The 15808-nt window shown below is 71.6% G+C and carries 15 protein-coding genes and 1 pseudogene; 8 read left to right on the forward strand and 8 right to left on the reverse strand.

Annotated elements, in window-relative coordinates:
- Positions 1 to 214: 214 nt before the first annotated feature.
- On the forward strand, positions 215 to 493 hold the full coding sequence (tatA, locus tag ACWC5O_RS37295; protein ID WP_450588247.1) for a Sec-independent protein translocase subunit TatA: 279 nt from the start codon (positions 215 to 217) through the stop codon (positions 491 to 493).
- Positions 494 to 559: 66 nt separating this feature from the next.
- Positions 560 to 892, forward strand: coding sequence for an SCO4225 family membrane protein (locus tag ACWC5O_RS37300; RefSeq protein WP_450781171.1), 333 nt, complete (start codon positions 560 to 562; stop codon positions 890 to 892).
- On the opposite strand, the gene ACWC5O_RS37305 is transcribed toward ACWC5O_RS37300, so the two are convergent.
- Positions 822 to 1601: a CAP domain-containing protein gene (locus ACWC5O_RS37305; RefSeq protein WP_450588245.1), complete on the reverse strand. Its 780-nt coding sequence runs from the start codon at positions 1599 to 1601 to the stop codon at positions 822 to 824. The two genes, ACWC5O_RS37300 and ACWC5O_RS37305, sit on opposite strands and share 71 nt — an antisense overlap.
- Positions 1602 to 2527: 926 nt before the next feature.
- Positions 2528 to 3601 (reverse strand): NAD(+)/NADH kinase, encoded by a 1074-nt coding sequence (locus ACWC5O_RS37310; RefSeq protein WP_450588243.1) that lies wholly within the window; start codon positions 3599 to 3601, stop codon positions 2528 to 2530.
- Positions 3602 to 3856: 255 nt separating this feature from the next.
- Here ACWC5O_RS37310 and ACWC5O_RS37315 point away from each other — a divergent pair, with 255 nt between their 5' ends.
- On the forward strand, positions 3857 to 4561 hold the full coding sequence (locus tag ACWC5O_RS37315; RefSeq protein ID WP_450588242.1) for a DUF4232 domain-containing protein: 705 nt from the start codon (positions 3857 to 3859) through the stop codon (positions 4559 to 4561).
- Positions 4562 to 4584: 23 nt separating this feature from the next.
- Here ACWC5O_RS37315 and ACWC5O_RS37320 read toward each other — a convergent pair whose 3' ends face one another.
- Complete coding sequence (locus ACWC5O_RS37320; protein ID WP_450588240.1) at positions 4585 to 5472, reverse strand: serine hydrolase; 888 nt, start codon at positions 5470 to 5472, stop codon at positions 4585 to 4587.
- 246 nt (positions 5473 to 5718) lie between these two features.
- On the opposite strand from ACWC5O_RS37320, the gene ACWC5O_RS37325 reads away from it, so the two are divergent.
- Positions 5719 to 7170, forward strand: coding sequence for a purine-cytosine permease family protein (locus ACWC5O_RS37325; protein ID WP_450588238.1), 1452 nt, complete (start codon positions 5719 to 5721; stop codon positions 7168 to 7170).
- Position 7171: 1 nt separating this feature from the next.
- Here the strand turns inward: ACWC5O_RS37325 and ACWC5O_RS37330 are convergent, their stop codons facing one another.
- Positions 7172 to 8059 carry an SDR family NAD(P)-dependent oxidoreductase gene (locus ACWC5O_RS37330; protein ID WP_450588236.1) on the reverse strand — a complete coding sequence of 296 codons (888 nt, stop codon included), beginning with the start codon at positions 8057 to 8059 and terminating at the stop codon, positions 7172 to 7174.
- A 71-nt stretch (positions 8060 to 8130) separates the two neighbouring features.
- Between ACWC5O_RS37330 and ACWC5O_RS37335 the strand changes: the two genes are divergently transcribed.
- Positions 8131 to 9072, forward strand: coding sequence for a LysR family transcriptional regulator (locus ACWC5O_RS37335; protein ID WP_450588234.1), 942 nt, complete (start codon positions 8131 to 8133; stop codon positions 9070 to 9072).
- Between the two features lie 17 nt (positions 9073 to 9089).
- On the opposite strand, the gene ACWC5O_RS37340 is transcribed toward ACWC5O_RS37335, so the two are convergent.
- Positions 9090 to 10394: an MFS transporter gene (locus ACWC5O_RS37340; protein ID WP_450588232.1), complete on the reverse strand. Its 1305-nt coding sequence runs from the start codon at positions 10392 to 10394 to the stop codon at positions 9090 to 9092.
- 58 nt (positions 10395 to 10452) lie between these two features.
- Between ACWC5O_RS37340 and ACWC5O_RS37345 the strand changes: the two genes are divergently transcribed.
- Together ACWC5O_RS37345 and ACWC5O_RS37350 are read left to right on the forward strand one after the other, a co-directional pair.
- Positions 10453 to 11436: an ArsR family transcriptional regulator gene (locus tag ACWC5O_RS37345; RefSeq protein ID WP_450588230.1), complete on the forward strand. Its 984-nt coding sequence runs from the start codon at positions 10453 to 10455 to the stop codon at positions 11434 to 11436.
- A 136-nt stretch (positions 11437 to 11572) separates the two neighbouring features.
- Entirely contained in the window at positions 11573 to 12427 is an 855-nt protein-coding gene (locus ACWC5O_RS37350; RefSeq protein ID WP_450588228.1) for an alpha/beta fold hydrolase, read from the forward strand.
- Between the two features lie 12 nt (positions 12428 to 12439).
- On the opposite strand, the gene ACWC5O_RS37355 is transcribed toward ACWC5O_RS37350, so the two are convergent.
- Together ACWC5O_RS37355 and ACWC5O_RS37360 are read right to left on the reverse strand one after the other, a co-directional pair.
- Complete coding sequence (locus ACWC5O_RS37355) at positions 12440 to 12886, reverse strand: MarR family transcriptional regulator (RefSeq protein ID WP_450588227.1); 447 nt, start codon at positions 12884 to 12886, stop codon at positions 12440 to 12442.
- A gap of 121 nt (positions 12887 to 13007) precedes the next feature.
- Entirely contained in the window at positions 13008 to 13988 is a 981-nt protein-coding gene (locus ACWC5O_RS37360; protein ID WP_450588225.1) for an Lrp/AsnC family transcriptional regulator, read from the reverse strand.
- Between the two features lie 99 nt (positions 13989 to 14087).
- Here ACWC5O_RS37360 and ACWC5O_RS37365 point away from each other — a divergent pair, with 99 nt between their 5' ends.
- Complete coding sequence (locus ACWC5O_RS37365) at positions 14088 to 14912, forward strand: inositol monophosphatase family protein (protein ID WP_450588223.1); 825 nt, start codon at positions 14088 to 14090, stop codon at positions 14910 to 14912.
- A 6-nt stretch (positions 14913 to 14918) separates the two neighbouring features.
- Here ACWC5O_RS37365 and ACWC5O_RS37370 read toward each other — a convergent pair.
- Positions 14919 to 15770: pseudogene (locus ACWC5O_RS37370) on the reverse strand (helix-turn-helix transcriptional regulator).
- Positions 15771 to 15808 lie beyond the last annotated feature (38 nt).

Consider the following 15808-nt stretch of genomic DNA (forward strand, 5'->3'; position numbering starts at 1 on the left):
AAGGTCAGCCCCTACAAGACGGTGGAACTCAACGGTGTCCCCATGACACCGGCCCAGGCGTACGCGGCGGCCCGCACCAAGCCCGACTCCGACGACTGACCTGAAGACCCGCTGCGGATACAGCCGTCGTACAGTTGCGCAATGTAGCAATCATGACAACAGGTGCGGCCGTCCGGCGCGCACCGCTGCCCGGCGTGGAGAAGGGGTGGGTGGGATGCTGCGCAACGGACTGCAACCCTGGCACCTGCTGATCGTGGCGCTCGCCGTCATCGTGCTGTTCGGCTCGAAGAAGCTGCCGGAGGCCGCTCGCGGGCTCGGCAAGTCGATGCGCATCCTCAAGAGCGAGGCCAAGGCCATGAAGGACGAAGGCGTCGCGCAGTCCGCGGCTTCCGCCGACGGCGCGTCCGAGCAGCCGGCCCCAAAGGTCATCCAGACCACACCGGGTGAGGCGGCCGCGGCTCGCACGATGGCCGAGGACGCCGCCACTCGCTGACATCCTGGGTAGCCGCGTGTGCGCAGGTGAGGACGGCTACTCAGGCCCGCGTCGCTGTCCCCCGGGATCGTTGAAAGCGGGAAACGATCTCAGGAGGTTCCTCGACATGGACGGTTCGCCGGTCTGTTGCCGTTCGTGGTCACGGCGCCCACGTTCTGGCTGTTCCTGACGCTGCCGGAGCCCCTGTCGGCCACCGGGATCGTCGTGGGCGCCCTGTTCCAGGCCGTGATGCTCGGTGTCGCGTACCGAAAGCTCTCCGGCCGCCCCCAGCTCCCGCACCGGCCCGAGCCGTGCGTGAGGGGGCGGCCGAAGGTCTGCCGTCCGCCGGCTAGCGGGCGGTCCCGAAGTCCTGGGTCCAGTAGCTGTTGGGCTGCGCCAGGCCGACGCCTATCTCCTTGAACGAGCAGTTGAGGATGTTGGCCCGGTGGCCGGGGCTGGACATCCAGCCCGCCATGACCTGCTCGGGAGTGGAGTAGCCGTAGGCGACGTTCTCGCCGTAGGTGCTCCAGTTGTAGCCGGCGCTCGTGATCCGGTCGCCGGGGGAGGACCCGTCGGACCCGGTGTGCGACATGTTCTGGTGGGCCGCCATGTCCTGGCTGTGGGCCTGCGCCACCTTCGTCAGGGTCGAGTTCAGGGTCAAGGCCGGGCAACCGACCTTGCTGCGCTCGGCGTTGACGAGCGCCACGATGCGAGCGACGACCCCGGAGGCCGCGGCGGTCGGCTTCGGGGTGCTCGGCGGGGTGGGAGTCGCGGAGGTGGTCGGCCTGGGGGCGCTGTGCGTCGCGGTGGGCTTCGGCTTCGGCTTGGTGGTCTTGTGGGGGGGCGCGGAGACGGTCGGGGTCTTCGACGGCACCGCGGTGGGCTCGCTGCTCTCGCGGCCCTGCCAGTGGTGATTCCAGTGGCTCTTCCGGTGGTGATCGTGGTGGGCGTGGTGGGCGTGGTACTGCCAGTTCTGGGCCGCGTAGTTCCCGCCACCGCCGGCCTGGGGCCCGCCGTCGTTCCCCCAGTTGCCACAGGCCATGGCGACGGACGGTACGCCCACCGCACTCAGGACGACAGCCCCAATGACCATCCGCCGGTAGTGCTGCTTCTTACGATGCTTCGCCATGCGTGACCTCACCGGTAACTTCCTGCGGGCCGTCATTCTTAGAAAGGCCTCACAGAGAGCGCAAAGGGCCTTCGTACTACCTTGCTTCGTAGATGCGGGAGGCTCTTGCCAAGCGCGGGGGAGCGTGCTGGTGCCGCGTTTGCAGTTTGCGCAGGTTGCTGTCGCCCCGTCAGAAGCCCGATGTGTTTCGGAGAACGGGGTCAAATGCCAAGCCGGTGGAACGCCGTCCTGCCCGACCTCACAGGCGCCCACGCCAAGCCGGACAAATCCCATATGTCGTCAGAGCGGCATCTACTATTCGGCATGCCTAGCTCTCGGGGTGGCGTGACGGATGTCACGGAACCAAAGCTTCCGGTTCTCGTCGGCCGCCCGCAGCAGGGTCTGTGTGCGCGAGCGAAGCCCCAACTTGTCGCACGCCTTGTTCGGATGTATGGCGACCATATGCACCGAAAGTCTGAGTTGCTCGACTATCTGCCGGTTGGTCAGCCGCGAGCGTCTCGGGCTCGGTGTCACCCGGCCGTCGGCTTCCCGCGGCGGTCCGGTCAGCAGCGCGCGGGCGGCCGCGGCTGCTCCTGCTGGTGATGCACGCGGGCCGGCTCCGGTGTGAGCCGCGCCTGCGCGGCCTGCCGTGGCCGGTGGCGCAGGCCAGTACCGAGGCGAGGTTGTCCCGCTCCGCCGCGAGCTGGCCGCTCGCCTGGTCGCCGAACGCGTCCCCGCTGCCCCGGTCGGCCGGCCCGGTCAGCCGGGCGAGGGCTCGTCGCAGGGTGCCCGGCAGCTCGCCGGATGCGCGCAGCCGCTCCGTGGCGTAGGCACGGATGGCGCTGAACTGCGTGACGACGGCGTGTCCCCAGGCCCCTGGGGTCGTACGGACGGCCGATGGAATCGGGGGCGTTGCTGACCCCCCCCCGATGGCCCTGCGGCAGACCTCAGGGAAGCCGCTGCACCTGGTCGGGCGCCGTGGGCAGTGCCAGGTGTGCCAGGTCGCCCGGCGGGGGCGAGGTCACCGGCCACAGCGGAGCGGCGACCCCGTCGGCGAGCGCGGCCGGCGCGTCGGTGAGGTTCATGCGCTCGCGCAGCCGGCCGTAGAAGTCCATGGGACCGAGCCGCACCGCCTTGAGCCGGCGGGGAGCGGCGTACACGCCGATCCAGTCCCTGGGGTTGAGCACCCCGCGCACCTGGCCGTCGATGCTGACGGCGGCCTGGCCCGACCGTTCCAGGACCCGCAGGGCGATGGGCTCGTCCGGAGCGGCCACGACCGACCGGTTGAACGTCATGTGCGGGGCCACCGGCGTGAAGATGAGGCCCTCAGCGCGGGGCGAGACGACCGGACCGCCGGCGGCGAAGCTGTACGCGGTCGAACCCGTGGGCGTGGCCACCAGCAGCGCGTCGGCGGAGTACGACGCGAGGAGCCGGCCGGCGAGATAGACGCCGACCGACACCTGCCGGTCCCTGGCCAGCTTCTCCAGGACGATGTCGTTCAGCGCGGTGACGTTCAGGGCGACGCCCCAGTCGTCACCGGTCTCGCAGTCCATGCGCACCGGGGGCGGGGGCAGCATCGGTCCACGGGCGTAGTGCACCAGCGCCTCCACCTGATCGGGCACCTCCAGCCGGCAGGACGCCCGCATGGTGAGGAGCATCCGGCTCTCGACGTTGATCCGGTCCTCCCGTACGGCGTCCAGCGCCGCGCGCACGGCCGTGGCGGGGACCTCCGTCAGGAAGCCCACCCGTCCGAGGTCGACACCGAGGATCAGGGCGTCGTTCTCGGCCGCCAGCCGGGCACCGCGCAGGAAGGTTCCGTCGCCGCCCAGGGTGACGATGAGATCCGGATCGCCCGCGGCGTCGAGCTCCTCGCGGGCGCTGTGCCGCGCGCCCTCCTGCCACACGTCGATGTCGGCACACTCCACGGCGTGCTCGGCGCTCCACTCACGCACGGCGCTCGCGGCGGCCACGGCCTCCGCCCTTCCGCCGTGCACGACCAGGCCGATACGGTTCACGGTCATACCCGCCTCCAGGCCGGCTCGCACAGGGGCCCTCCTCACCACGATCCCCGGCCCGCACCTGACACGCCACGCCGCTGCCGGGGCAGGGGCCTGTCCGGCCCTACCCTGTGCCTACGTGCCAATCCGGCCGAATTTCTGTCACTGCCATGTCACAGCTGATCCACAGCGGAACCCCTGGTCAGGTTGGTCTGTCTCTGTCCGTGACCACCGGCACCAAGCCGGACGACCTGTTTACTTCCGAAATCGGGGGACCCCATGCAGCACCGAAACACCATCCGCGTCACCGCGTCGGCGATGGTCACGATCGCAGCCGCCGTGTCGCTGACCGCGTGCCAGTCGGGCGGCGGCGAACCGTCGGCCGAGAAGTCGTCCCAGGCCCCGTCCACCGCGGCCGCTTCCCCCAAGGCCTCCTCTCCCAGCAGCCCGGCCACCGCTGCCTCGCAGGCTTCTGGCGGCGGCACCTCCACCCCTTCGGGCGCGACCGTCACGCCGGCGTCCGACCCTTCGGCCGGTACCGCGCCGACGTGCCCGGTCACCGCCCTGGAGGCGACGGCCTACCAGGCTGCCAACCGCCCGGACGGCACCGGCACCGGGGCGGCGATCGTCCAGTTCACCAACGTCTCCGCAAAGGCGTGCGTCCTGCAGGGCCACCCGTCGGTGGCGGGGGCGGGCAACGGCTCGCCCGACCACAACGCTCCGCTGAAGGTCACCCCGACCGGTTCCGCGTCGAGCGTGAAGGTCGCGCCGGGCGGCAAGGCATGGGTGAAACTGACCTTCGTCCAGGTGCAGGGCGAGGGCGACGGCTACTGCGCGTCCGGCGCGAAGCCCACCGTGTACCCGACGCTGGTGGTCGGCCTGCCCGGATCGGGTGCCCACCAGGTCGCCCTGTCGGACGGTGAGTTCGCCGAGTGCGACAACAAGGTCACCGCGACCGCCGTGTCGGCGGTGAAGCCTTCCTGACCTCGTAGGGAGCAGGGCCGACGTCAGTGGGCCGTCGTCGAGGAGACGGCGGCCCGCGCCGCCCGCTCCACCAGTGCGACGCCGTCCTTCATCGAGGCGTTGCCGTCCGACAGGACCGCGACGAGGTAGTGGTGTCCGCCGGTCGTGATCCGGCCGACGCTGTTGACGTCCCACAGCCCGGTCGTGTTGCGCTGCAGCCAGCCGTTCTTCAGGGCCCACTCGGAGCCGGCGGCCGCCGAGACGCCCCAGGACTGGTCGTCGGCGATGCGGCCCATCAGCGTACGGATGTAGCCGCGGGACGTGTCACTGAGTGCGGGCGCGGAGCCCGCCTTCGGGGCGGGCCCGGTGTCGAACACCGCGCGCAGCAGCCGTATCTGGTCGCTCGCCGTGGTCCGGGTCAGCCCCCACCTGACGTCGGGGCCGCCCTGGGTGGAGGTCAGCCCCAGCCGCTTGTTCGCCGCCTGAAGACCCGGGGCGAGGCCGATGCGCCGCCACAGGGAGTTCGCCGCCGCGTTGTCGCTGTGCTCGATCATCGCCTCCGCCTGGGCGCGCTCCTTCGTGGTCAGGGCGTGCCCGGAGTCCTGCCCCTGGAGCAGCGCCGTGGCGAGGATGTCGACCTTGATGATGCTCGCCGTGTCGTAGGCGGTGTCGTCGCCGTACACCGTGGGGGTGCGGCCCGAACCGTCCAGGTCGAGCACCGCGGCCGTCACGCGCGCCTTGCCCTTGGCCTGCACCGACGTGGCGAAGTCGGCCGGGGTGGAGCCGGACCCGGTCGACACGGTGGCCGCGGCCGCCGACGCCGGGGCCGGAGCACCGGCCGCGAGCAGTGCCGACGTCGCGGCCGCGAGCACGCCGATGATCGCCGCGCGGGGGCCTCGGGGGTGCGACGAGGAGCGGATTCGGTACGCCATGGGGAGGGGCCTCGGCAGTTCGGGGGACAGGGACACAGAACTGCGAACGTAAACAAAACGCCCGCTCCGCGAAGTGACCCCTGCCACGACAGGCCCTTTCAGGCATGAATTGTGAGCAGAACAACAACGGGCACACGCGAACTGAACCCGACCGCTCCTCACGCTGCGTGAACACCGGAGCGGCTTGCCGTCCGCACCCGCGGGGAAGGAAGCGACCAGAGAGGCACACCGGGCCCGGGAGGCGTCATGAGTACATCAGCTGAGCCGAGAGTGGCGGGCCTGGAGATCCGGTCGATCGACTACGTCCCCCTGGACGAGCGGCACGGCAAGCTGTGGCATCTGGGCCCCCTGTGGTTCATGTCCAACGCCCAGATCGCCACCCTCGCGGTGGGGCTGATCAGCATCACCGAGGGCGGCAACCTCATCTGGTCGCTGCTGGCCATCGTCGCCGGTACCTTGATCGGCACCTTCTTCATGGCCTTCCACTCCGCCCAGGGCCCCCAGCTGGGCCTGCCCCAGATGATCCAGTCGCGTCCCCAGTTCGGCTACGTCGGCGCCCTCCTGGTGTGGCTCTTCGCCTACATCCAGTACGCGGGATTCAACGTCTTCAACAGCGTCCTCGCCGCCGACGCCCTGCACACCACGGTGCACGGCGGCGCCAGGCTGTGGGTGGTCGTGGTCACCGGGGTCGCGCTCGTCATCGCGCTCGTGGGCTACGACGTCATCCACAAGGCCGAGCGGTTCCTGACCTACACCTTCCTCCTCATCTTCGGCATCTTCACCATCGGCGTCCTGGTCACCCTGCACTACCCGGCGGGCTCCTTCGACCTAGGCGCCTTCAAGTGGACGCCGTTCCTCGCCCAGTTCGGCGTGGTCGCCGGCTACCAGATCAGCTGGGCGATCTACGTCTCGGACTACTCGCGCTACCTCCCGCCGGACGTGACGGTCCGCAAGACCTTCTACTGGACGTACTTCGGCTCCGCACTCGGCGGTATCTGGCTGATGGTGCTCGGATCGCTGCTGGCGGCCTGGGCCGGCAAGGACTTCGAGACGATCGCCTCGATCAACGCCGCCGGCGACAAGGTGTTCAGCGGATTCGGCGCGATCGTGCTCCTCTTCTCCGCCCTGGGCCTGGTGTCCGTCACCGCGCTGAACATGTACGGCGGTTCGCTTACCCTCATCAGCGCCATCGACTCGTTCAAGCGGGTGCACCCCACGCTCGGCGTGCGCCTGCTGACCATCGGCCTGACCGCGGCGCTCTCCCTGGTCGGCGCCCTCGCCGCGACCTCCAACTTCCTGGAGAACTTCAACAACTTCCTGCTGCTGGTGCTCTACCTGTTCATCCCGTGGACCGCGGTGAACCTCATGGACTACTACGTCGTACGCCGCGGGCACTACGCCGTCGCCGAGATCTTCAACCCGAACGGCATCTACGGGCGTTGGGGCTGGCGCGGCATCACCGCGTATCTGGTCGGCTTCGCCGTCATGATCCCGTTCTTCTCCGTCGGAACCCTGTACGTCGGCCCGGCCGCCGCAGCGCTCGGCGGAGCCGACATCTCCCTGTTCATCGGCCTGCCGGTCTCCGCAGCGCTGTACTGGTGGCTGACCCGCTCGATCGACGTGGAGGCCGAGACACGCGTGGCGCAGGAGGAGGCGGCGGCACTGGAACAGGCGGCACACGAGCACCGCGAACCGTGACTCAGGGCGTGAGCATCCGGTCCTGCTCCACCAGGGGCGTGCCGTCGTGCCAGGGCAAGGGCTTGCCGAAGCGGACCAGCTCGCCGTGGAGCGCGGGGTCGACGCCTTCGGCGAACACCAGGTCGAGCACGGCCCGTGAGGCCTCGGCGGGAGACTGGGCGTGGCTGTAGTCGCTGAACCAGGGGCGGGAGGTGGCCGTGTCGACCATGCCGGGGCAGACGGAGGCGATCAGGGTGCCGGTGGCGAGGTCGTGTGTGCGGCGTTCGGCCGCGACCGCGCGGACGGCGGCGACCTGCGCCACCTTGGAGGGCACGTTGAGCCAGCGCGGCCAGCCTGCCTCCTCCGCGGTCCTGCTGTGGACCGCGCTGCGCCAGGACTCGACGGCGTACTCGACCTGGTCGAGGCTCGCGCCGTCGAACAGATCGCGCAGCCGCGCATCGAGGTGACCGAGCGTGCCCAGGCTGCTGGCCACGACGAGCAGCCGGCCGCCCGGGCGCAGGACGGGACCGAAGGAACGCAGGATCGCGTGCGTGGCGGTGTTGGAGACGTCGATGAACTCGTCGGCGCGCTCGGACTGCGACTCGTCGGGCAGCACCCGGGCGACCGCGTTGGAGATCACCACGTCGACGCCGCCGTACTGCTGGTGGAGTTCACCGGCCAGGCGGTCGATGGCCTCGGTGTCGGTGACGTCCAGGACCCGGCCCTGGACCTGACCGCGGGTGGTGGGCAGTTGGGCCACCTCGGCGGCGGCCGCGCGGACGCGCCGCGGGTCGCGGCCGGTGAGCAGGACCAGGTCGTCGGGGGTCATACGGGCCGCCAGCCCCTCGACGAGCGCGCGGCCCAGTCCCTGGTTGGCGCCCGTGACGAGGGCGATTCGCGAAGTGTTCATGCCTGCCACGCTAGAAACGCGTGCGCCATGAGTCCAACGAAAGTTATGCACGGCTAGTATGCGAAAACGTCATGGACTTCACCGACGTGTCGCTCACGGCACTGCGCGTCTTCCGCGCGGTGGCCGAGCAGGGAACCTTCACCGCGGCCGCCGCATCGCTGGGCTACACCCAGTCGGCGGTGTCCCGGCAGATCGCCGCCATCGAGCGGGCGGCGGGCGCGGAGTTGCTGGAACGCAGGCGCGACGGCGTACGGCTGACCGCGGCGGGCCGTGTCGTCATGCGCCGGGCGACGGTCGTGCTCGACGAGATCGACGCGGCCGCGCGCGAACTGTCCGGCCTTCCCGGGCAGGCCGGGACGGTCCGGCTCGGCTGGTTCCCCAGCGCCGGAGCGGTGCTGGTGCCCAGGGCCCTGACCGCGCTGCGCCGCACGGACCCCGGCCTGAACGTGGTCGGCCGGGAGGGCAGCACCCCGGCCCTGGTGCGTGCCCTGCGCGCCGGCAGCCTGGACCTGGCGCTGCTGGCGTCGGCGCCGCCGTTCCGGCCGCCGGACGCCGAGTCACCCCCGCTGGTGCTGCGGACGCTCACCGAGCGCGCCCTGCGCCTCGCGTTGCCCGCCACCCACCCGCTCGCCCGCGTCGACTTCGTGGACGTGGCGGACCTGCGCGGTCAGCGCTGGATCGCGGGTTCCTCCTCCGGAGGGGACGGGCTGATGGGGGTGTGGCCGGGCCTGGACGAGCGGCCCGACATCGCCCATACCGCCCGTGACTGGCTGGCCAAGCTCCAGCTGGTCGCCGCCGGCTGCGGACTGACCACCGTGCCCGCCTCACTCGCTCCCGCCGCACCGCCGGGTGTGCGCATCCTGCCGGTCCGCGGGGGTCCTCAGGAGCAGCGCCGCCTGCTCCTGGCCCGCCTGCCGCACCCGCCGGCCGAACCGGTCACCCGCGTGGCAACAGCCCTGCGCGGCGCGGCACTCGACCTCGACACACCGGATGGGAGACAGGCGTCCCCGTGACCGACGCAGGTGCGGCGTCAGGCCGGTTCGCCCCGCCAGGCGCCGTCCCGCTGGGCCCAGCGCACGGCGGGGGCCACCGCGAGCCCGGCTGCGGCGAACACCACGCCGAGCACCGCCCAGCCGAGCGTGCCGTGGGCGATCGCGGTGACCGTGACCAGGGCCGGTCCCGCCATCATCCCCGCCGACATCCCGCTGCCGAACACGCCCTGGTACACGCCGTGCGCGCGGGCGTCGGCGAGTTCGTACCCGAGGGTCCAGCCACCGGCCGCCGACAGCACCTCCGCGAAGACCTGCACCACCGCACCGGCGGTCAGCGACAGCACCGCCCACACGGGGGACAGGCCCGCGGACAGGGCGTACACCGTGCACGACACCGCCAGCAGCAGCCCCGCCCAGCCCATCGCCCGTACCGCACTGGGCACTTGGGAGGCACGGCGGGCGACCCGCACCTGGAGGAACGCCACCAGCACACAGTTGACGATCATCAGCAGCGCCGCGGTCCAGCGCGGAGCCTCGGTCCGTTCCACGATCCACAGGGGCAGCCCGACCTCGGACAGCGTGTACTGCACGACCAGCACCGCGTTGAGCACGGTCACCGCCAGGAACGGCAGGTCACGCACCGCCCGCCAGCGGTCGGTGGCCGGGGCGTCGGCGTCCAGGGGCGCCCGTTCGCGCACATGCGATGCCAGCGGCATCCGCGGCACCAGCAGCGCGGGGCCGGCGAAGGACAGTGCGTTCACCAGGATCACCGTCAGATACGCGCCCCGCGTGTCCAGTTGGAGGGCGACCGCGCCGAGCGCGCCGCCCAGGCCCATCGCGACGTTCGTCACCATCCGCAGATACGCCCGTGCCTCCACCCGCGTCGCCGCAGGCAGCACGTCGGCGTAGAGCGCCCCCTGCACCCCACGGCTCGCCATCTGCAACGCCGTGGCGCAGATCACGGTCACGAGGAACCCGGCGTAGGAGTGCACCAGGGTGTACGCGGCCGTGGCGATGCCGGTGCCGCCCCACAGCAGGGCCCCGAGCCGCCGGGCACCCCATCGGTCCGCGGCCCGCCCGGCGGGCACCCCGGCGGCGACACCCACCAGACCCGCCACCGTCATGCCGACCCCTACCGCGGTCGCGTCCAGGCCGACGATGCGCGTGAAGTACAGGATGCCGAGCGGGAAGTACAGCCCGTTGCCGAGGGAGTTGACGGCGGTCAGCACAGTGGCGAGACGCAGGACCGGGTCGGCCGGGAGCAGGCCGCCCGCACGGGTCGCGCGGCTCGCCTCGGCACTGCCGTGCTGGTCCGGGGCGGGTGAGACAGGTGTCGTGGTCATGCCCGACAGCCAACCCCGTCGTCACCGGTCTCCGACAATGATTTAGCGTGGCGCTCAAATGATCGAGTTCCGCTTCGCCGTCGGCGACCTCGCCACCACCTCCTTCGCCTACTCCCCGCTGCAGGAGGTGGTGTTCTCGCTGCGCTGCCTGCACGACCCGGCCAGGTACCCGCACCACCGGCCGTGGCTGCGCCGGATCCGCCCGCGCCTGGATTCCCTCGATCGCGAACTGCTCACCGCCCTGATCGCCCCCTGGCTGTGGGTGCCAGACTTCCTCACCCCGCGCCCCGCCCGCGCCCGCCCCACGTTCGCCGAGGAACTCGACGAGGTCCGCGGCACCCCGTCGGAGGTCGTCATCGCCGACTTCCACGCCACGTACCGCACCGACGACGCGTTCCCACGGGTCGTCGCGCGAGGTCTGACCGACCCCGCGGCCTTCCTCGCCCGGCTCACCGGCGCCGTCGACGCCTACTGGCACACCTGCCTCCAGGACAGCTGGTGGCCGCGTGTGCAGAGCATCCTGGAGGCCGATCTCGCCCATCAGGCAAGGGCGTTGGCGGAGCAGGGGGCGGCGGCGCTCTTCGCCGGACTCGACTCGCGGCTCGTGTGGACCGGCGACCAGCTCCGGCTCACCCGCACCCGCGACACGGCCCCCTGGCCGCCGGCCGACATCCGCATCGCCGGACGCGGCCTGGTGCTGATGCCGACGCTCTTCGCCCGCGGCGCCCAGACGGTGATCGACCCCTCACGCCCGCCGGTGCTCATCTATCCGGCCCGCGGCCGTGCCACCCTCTCCGAGGCACCGCCACCGGTCACCGACCGCGCCCTGATACGACTCCTCGGCCGCCCCCGCGCCCGCCTGCTGAGCCTCCTCGCCGAACCGGCCTCCACGACCGAACTCGCCCACCGCCTGAACGTCACCCCCGGCGCGGTCAGTCAGCACCTGGCCGTCCTCTATGACGCGGGGCTGCTCAGCCGGACCCGGAGCGGGCGTACGGTGCGGTACGCGCGCACGGCCTTGGGCGACGAACTGTGCCGTTAGAGAGCATCACCGCACCTCGCCGAGATCGAGCTCCGCTCTGCCACGCGTCTGGAGTCCACGCTCCATCAGCTCGCGATGACGGTGCAGGCCGAAATCCGGCGCTCGAAACGCTGTGTGCCCCCTACAGTGAAGCCCAATGACACTCCTACATCTTCATGACCATGGGGGCGACGGCCCGGAACTGGTTCTCCTGCATGGTTACGGACGGTCACTCACCGACTGGGACGCCTCGGCGGCCCTGCTCACCGGCGGACACCGCGTCCTCGCCGTCGACCTTCCCGGGCACGGCCGCTCTCCTGGTATCTCCCCTTGGACCATCCCCACCGTGGTGCGGCACATCGCGGACACGCTCGACGCGCATGGCGTGTCGGAGGCCGTAGTGGTGGGACATTCCCTCGGCGGACTGATCGCGGTCGAGTACGCCCGGGCGAAACCGGACCGTGCCCGTGCCGCCGTGAATCTCGACGGCTTCTGGTGGGGACGCGAGTACCCCGGCGCCGAACGGGTGAGTGCGGGGCTGCTGGCGTCGGCCGCGATCATCGCGCCACCCGAGTACATCGAGGAGCAGGTCATCCACTCCGCCCGGTTCGGGATTCCCGCCGACCGTGCGGAGGCCGCCACCCGCGCGGCCGTACGCCAGTTGCCCGACGGCAAGTGGCAGAGGCTGCCCGAGCGGGCGCAGGCGCTGGAGATCCTCGACGAACTCCACAGGCTCGGCGCGCTCGGTGTCACCACATGGCTGGACGGGGTCGACTGCCCGCTGCTGCTGGTACAGGCCGGCCGACGGATTCCGCCTGCGCCCGGCATGGAGTGGTTCAACGAATTCAGTGCCCGGTTCGCGCGAGGTGTCTCCGATGAGCTGGCCGCGCTCTCTCACGCCAGGCCGACGATCAGCGCCAAGCGGATCGACGCCACCCACCCCATGAACCTGGAGACTCCGGAAGCGGTGGCGACGTTGGTCGCCGAGTTCGTACGAGGACTGCCTGGCTGAAGAGTCCTTGACTCAGGCGCCGGCCAGCTCGGCGTTCGCCCGCTCCGTGATCAGGTCCAGCACACGGCCCGCGATCGCCAGGTCCTCGGCCGGAATACCGGCGTACAGCCTGGCGGAGATCTCGGCGGTCTCGGCGGTGGTGCTCTCGTACAGGTCCCGTCCGGCGTCCGTGAGCCGCATCCGGGACGCCTCCGCCGGGTCCCCTTCCAGCAGCTTCGCGCCCGTCATTTCCTCGATCGCGCGGCACACGACGGACGCGTCCGTCTTCAGCGAGCCGGTGACGTCGGCGACGAGCTCGTCGCGGCCGATGGACTCGCCGGCGACCACGACGGCCCGAAGCGTCACACTCTGGTGGAACGTGGCGCCGTGGCGGGCCAGCACGCCCTCCAGGAGGGCACGCCCGGCATTGTGCGCCAGGGCTATGACCCGGCCGTTGACCGTGGGTGCGGTGGTGGTCATGACTGCTCCTTCTCGGTGAAGTGCCGTGCTGCTGAACTCACGCGGAATACGGTACATGACTACTATGTACATGGCTACTATTTGCGGGTCCGCAGCGAGGCCACGAACGGAGAGACGCAACCTAGGCCCGCGATGCGTGACGCCGGGGCGTCGGCCGCCCCGGGCGCTTGACCGCCTGGCCGACGATCACCGTCTCGGCGCTCTCGACTCCCAGTCCGCCCAGGTCCTCGGTGATGAACCGGTACAGACGGGTCAGGTCCCGTACCCAGACGGCCACATGCAGGTTGTGCACACCGGTGGTGGCGAAGGCGCCGTGCACCGCGGCGTGCCCGGCCAGGGCCCGTCCGACGGCGTCGAGGCGGCCGGGCGGGACGCGGGCCATGACGTTGGCGTCGATGCCGAGCCCCAGCCGCTTGGGGTCCGTCACGACATGGGTCAGCAGTCGCCCGGTGTGCGTGAGCCGCGCGATGCGGCGACGCACGGTGGACTCCGGGTGACCGGTGCGCGCCGCGACGGCAGCCGCCGGCGTCCGGGCATCCTCCTCCAGCACGCCCAGGATGTCGCGGTCGACCTCGTCCGGCTCGCCCGGTGAAGCGGTCGCCCGGACCGGCGTCAGCGCGCTGCGCTCGGTGTCGCTGAGCACGGCGTGCCGCCAGTCGGAGGCCTCGGCGAAGACGTGCAGGATCGTGTCGGCCGACACCGAGGTGACGGCGCGGGAGGCGGGCAGTTCCCGGAACACCAGATGGTCCCGGCTGCCGGGCCGGGTCCAGGAAACGGCGAGGATCTCGTCGCCCGAGGCCGACAGGTCGATGAACGGGACGTCCGGACGGGCAGCGAGGGCCGCCGTGAGTGCGTCGATTCTGCCGCCGAGGACACGGATCCGCAGCAACAGCGCCCCGATGGCGTCCGGGCGCACCGGCAGCGCCACCACCCGGCACACCCCGTCGGCCGTCAGCGCCTGCCAGCGCCGGTGCACCGTACGCGGACTCAGCCCCAGCACCGCACCGGCCCGCTCCGCGGTCACTCGCCCGTCGCACTGCAGTGCCGCGATCAGCCGCTGATCACGCTCGTCGAGCACCATGTCCGCCGAATCCATGCTCATGAATGGCAGTATCGCTCACCACGAGGGCACGGAGAGTCGGGAACGGGTCTCGTCGCCGGAGGATCGTGAGCACCGACCGATCCCCGGACAGGAGCCGACATGACACGCCCGGAAGACCAGGAACTGCTCGCTCCCATGGCCGCGGCCGCGCACGAGGTCGGTGAGCTGCTGCTCGCCACCCCGCGTCCCGCGCCGGCCACCTCGCTCGCCCAACTCGCCCAGATGTACGACGGGTTGGAGGCACCGGCCGTGACCCTGATGCGGCGTCACCTCGACGGCCTGCGGCCGGGGGTGGCCTGGGCGCCGGAGCTGGACGGGCTCGCCGTGCTGCCCGCGCACGGGGAGGTGTGGGTCGTGGACGTGATCGACGGGGCCGTGCAGTTCCTGCAGGATCTGCCGTACTTCTGCGTGAGTCTGGCGCTGGTGCGTGACGGCGAGCCGGTGGCGGCCGCCCTGCACGCGCCGCTGCTGGAAGAGACGTACCTCGCCTCGCGCGGTGGCGGCGCCACGCGCGACGGCCGGCCGATCGCGCCGTCGGTGAAGACCGACCCGGCGGCCGCGCTGGTGGCCACCAGTCAGCCTCCGTTCATCGGGCGGCACCCCGGGGCGGCCGAGGAGGCGGGCCGGTCCCTGACCGCCGTACTGCCGCTCGTGGGTGCCGTACGCAATCTGGGCCCCACCAGCTGGCAGATCGCGGACACCGCCGCCGGACGTCTCGACGCCTTCTGGCAGTTCGGCCGCGACCACGCCAACCTGCTTCCGGGCGCCCTGATCGCGCGGGAGGCGGGCGCCGTCGTCACGGACGCCGAGGGCCGCCCGTGGACATCCGGCTCGGACAGTTTCCTCGTCGCGGCCCCCGCACTGCACGACCGGCTGCTGCGGGCTCTGTCGGACCGTGCCGAGGCCCTGGACGCCACGGGCTGACGCCGCTCAGCGGAACGCGTCCATGCGCTGGGTGCCGATGACCGACAGCAGCCGCAGGGCCTCCTCGGAGGGCGAGCCGGGGGCGGCGGTGTAGAGGACCACCTGCTGGTCCCGGTCGGTGATCTGGAGGACGTCGCAGTTGACGGTCACCGGGCCGACCACCGGGTGCTGGAACGTCTTGCACAGGGTGGGCTCGGCGGACACGTCATGCGAGGCCCACAGCCGGGCGAACTGCTCGCTGCCGGCGAGCAGTTCACCGATCAGGCCGGTCAGCTCGGGGTCGTCGGGGTATCGGGCGGCGGCAGCGCGCAGCCGCTGGGCCTAGGCGCGGGCGAACGCGTCGGCGTCGGACACGCCGTACAACCGCCGCCCGTGGGGGCTCGGCCCGAGGAAGGTCCGGCGCACCAGGTTGCGCTCGCGCCGGGGCAGCGCGGAGAAGTCCTCCATGAGGGCGGCCGCCAGATCGTTCCAGGCGAGCACCTCGAAGGTCGCCGACGTCACGATCGCGGCGGCCTGCGGCAGCCGGTGCAGCAGGTCGAGGATGCTCTGGCGCACCTCGCGCGGCGGCCCGGGCGGCGGGCTCGGCGGTGCGCCGGCGAGGTGGTGGAGGTGGACGCGCTCCGCGTCCGGCAGACGCAGCGCCCGGGCCAGCCCGGCCAGCACCTCGCGCGAGGGACGTGGGCCGCGCGCCTGCTCGAGCCGCGTGTAGTACTCGGTCGAGATGAACGCCAGCTGCGCCAGCTCCTCGCGGCGCAGCCCCGGGGTGCGGCGGCGCGGCCCGGTGGGCAGCCCCACCTCGGCGGGGGCGAGCCGCTCGCGCCTGCTGCGCAGGAAGGCCGCCAGTTCTCGTCTGTCCACGCCCTCAGTGTGCGCAGGGTCCGGTGAGCCGATCCAGG

The organism is Streptomyces sp. NPDC001450, assembly GCF_053597295.1.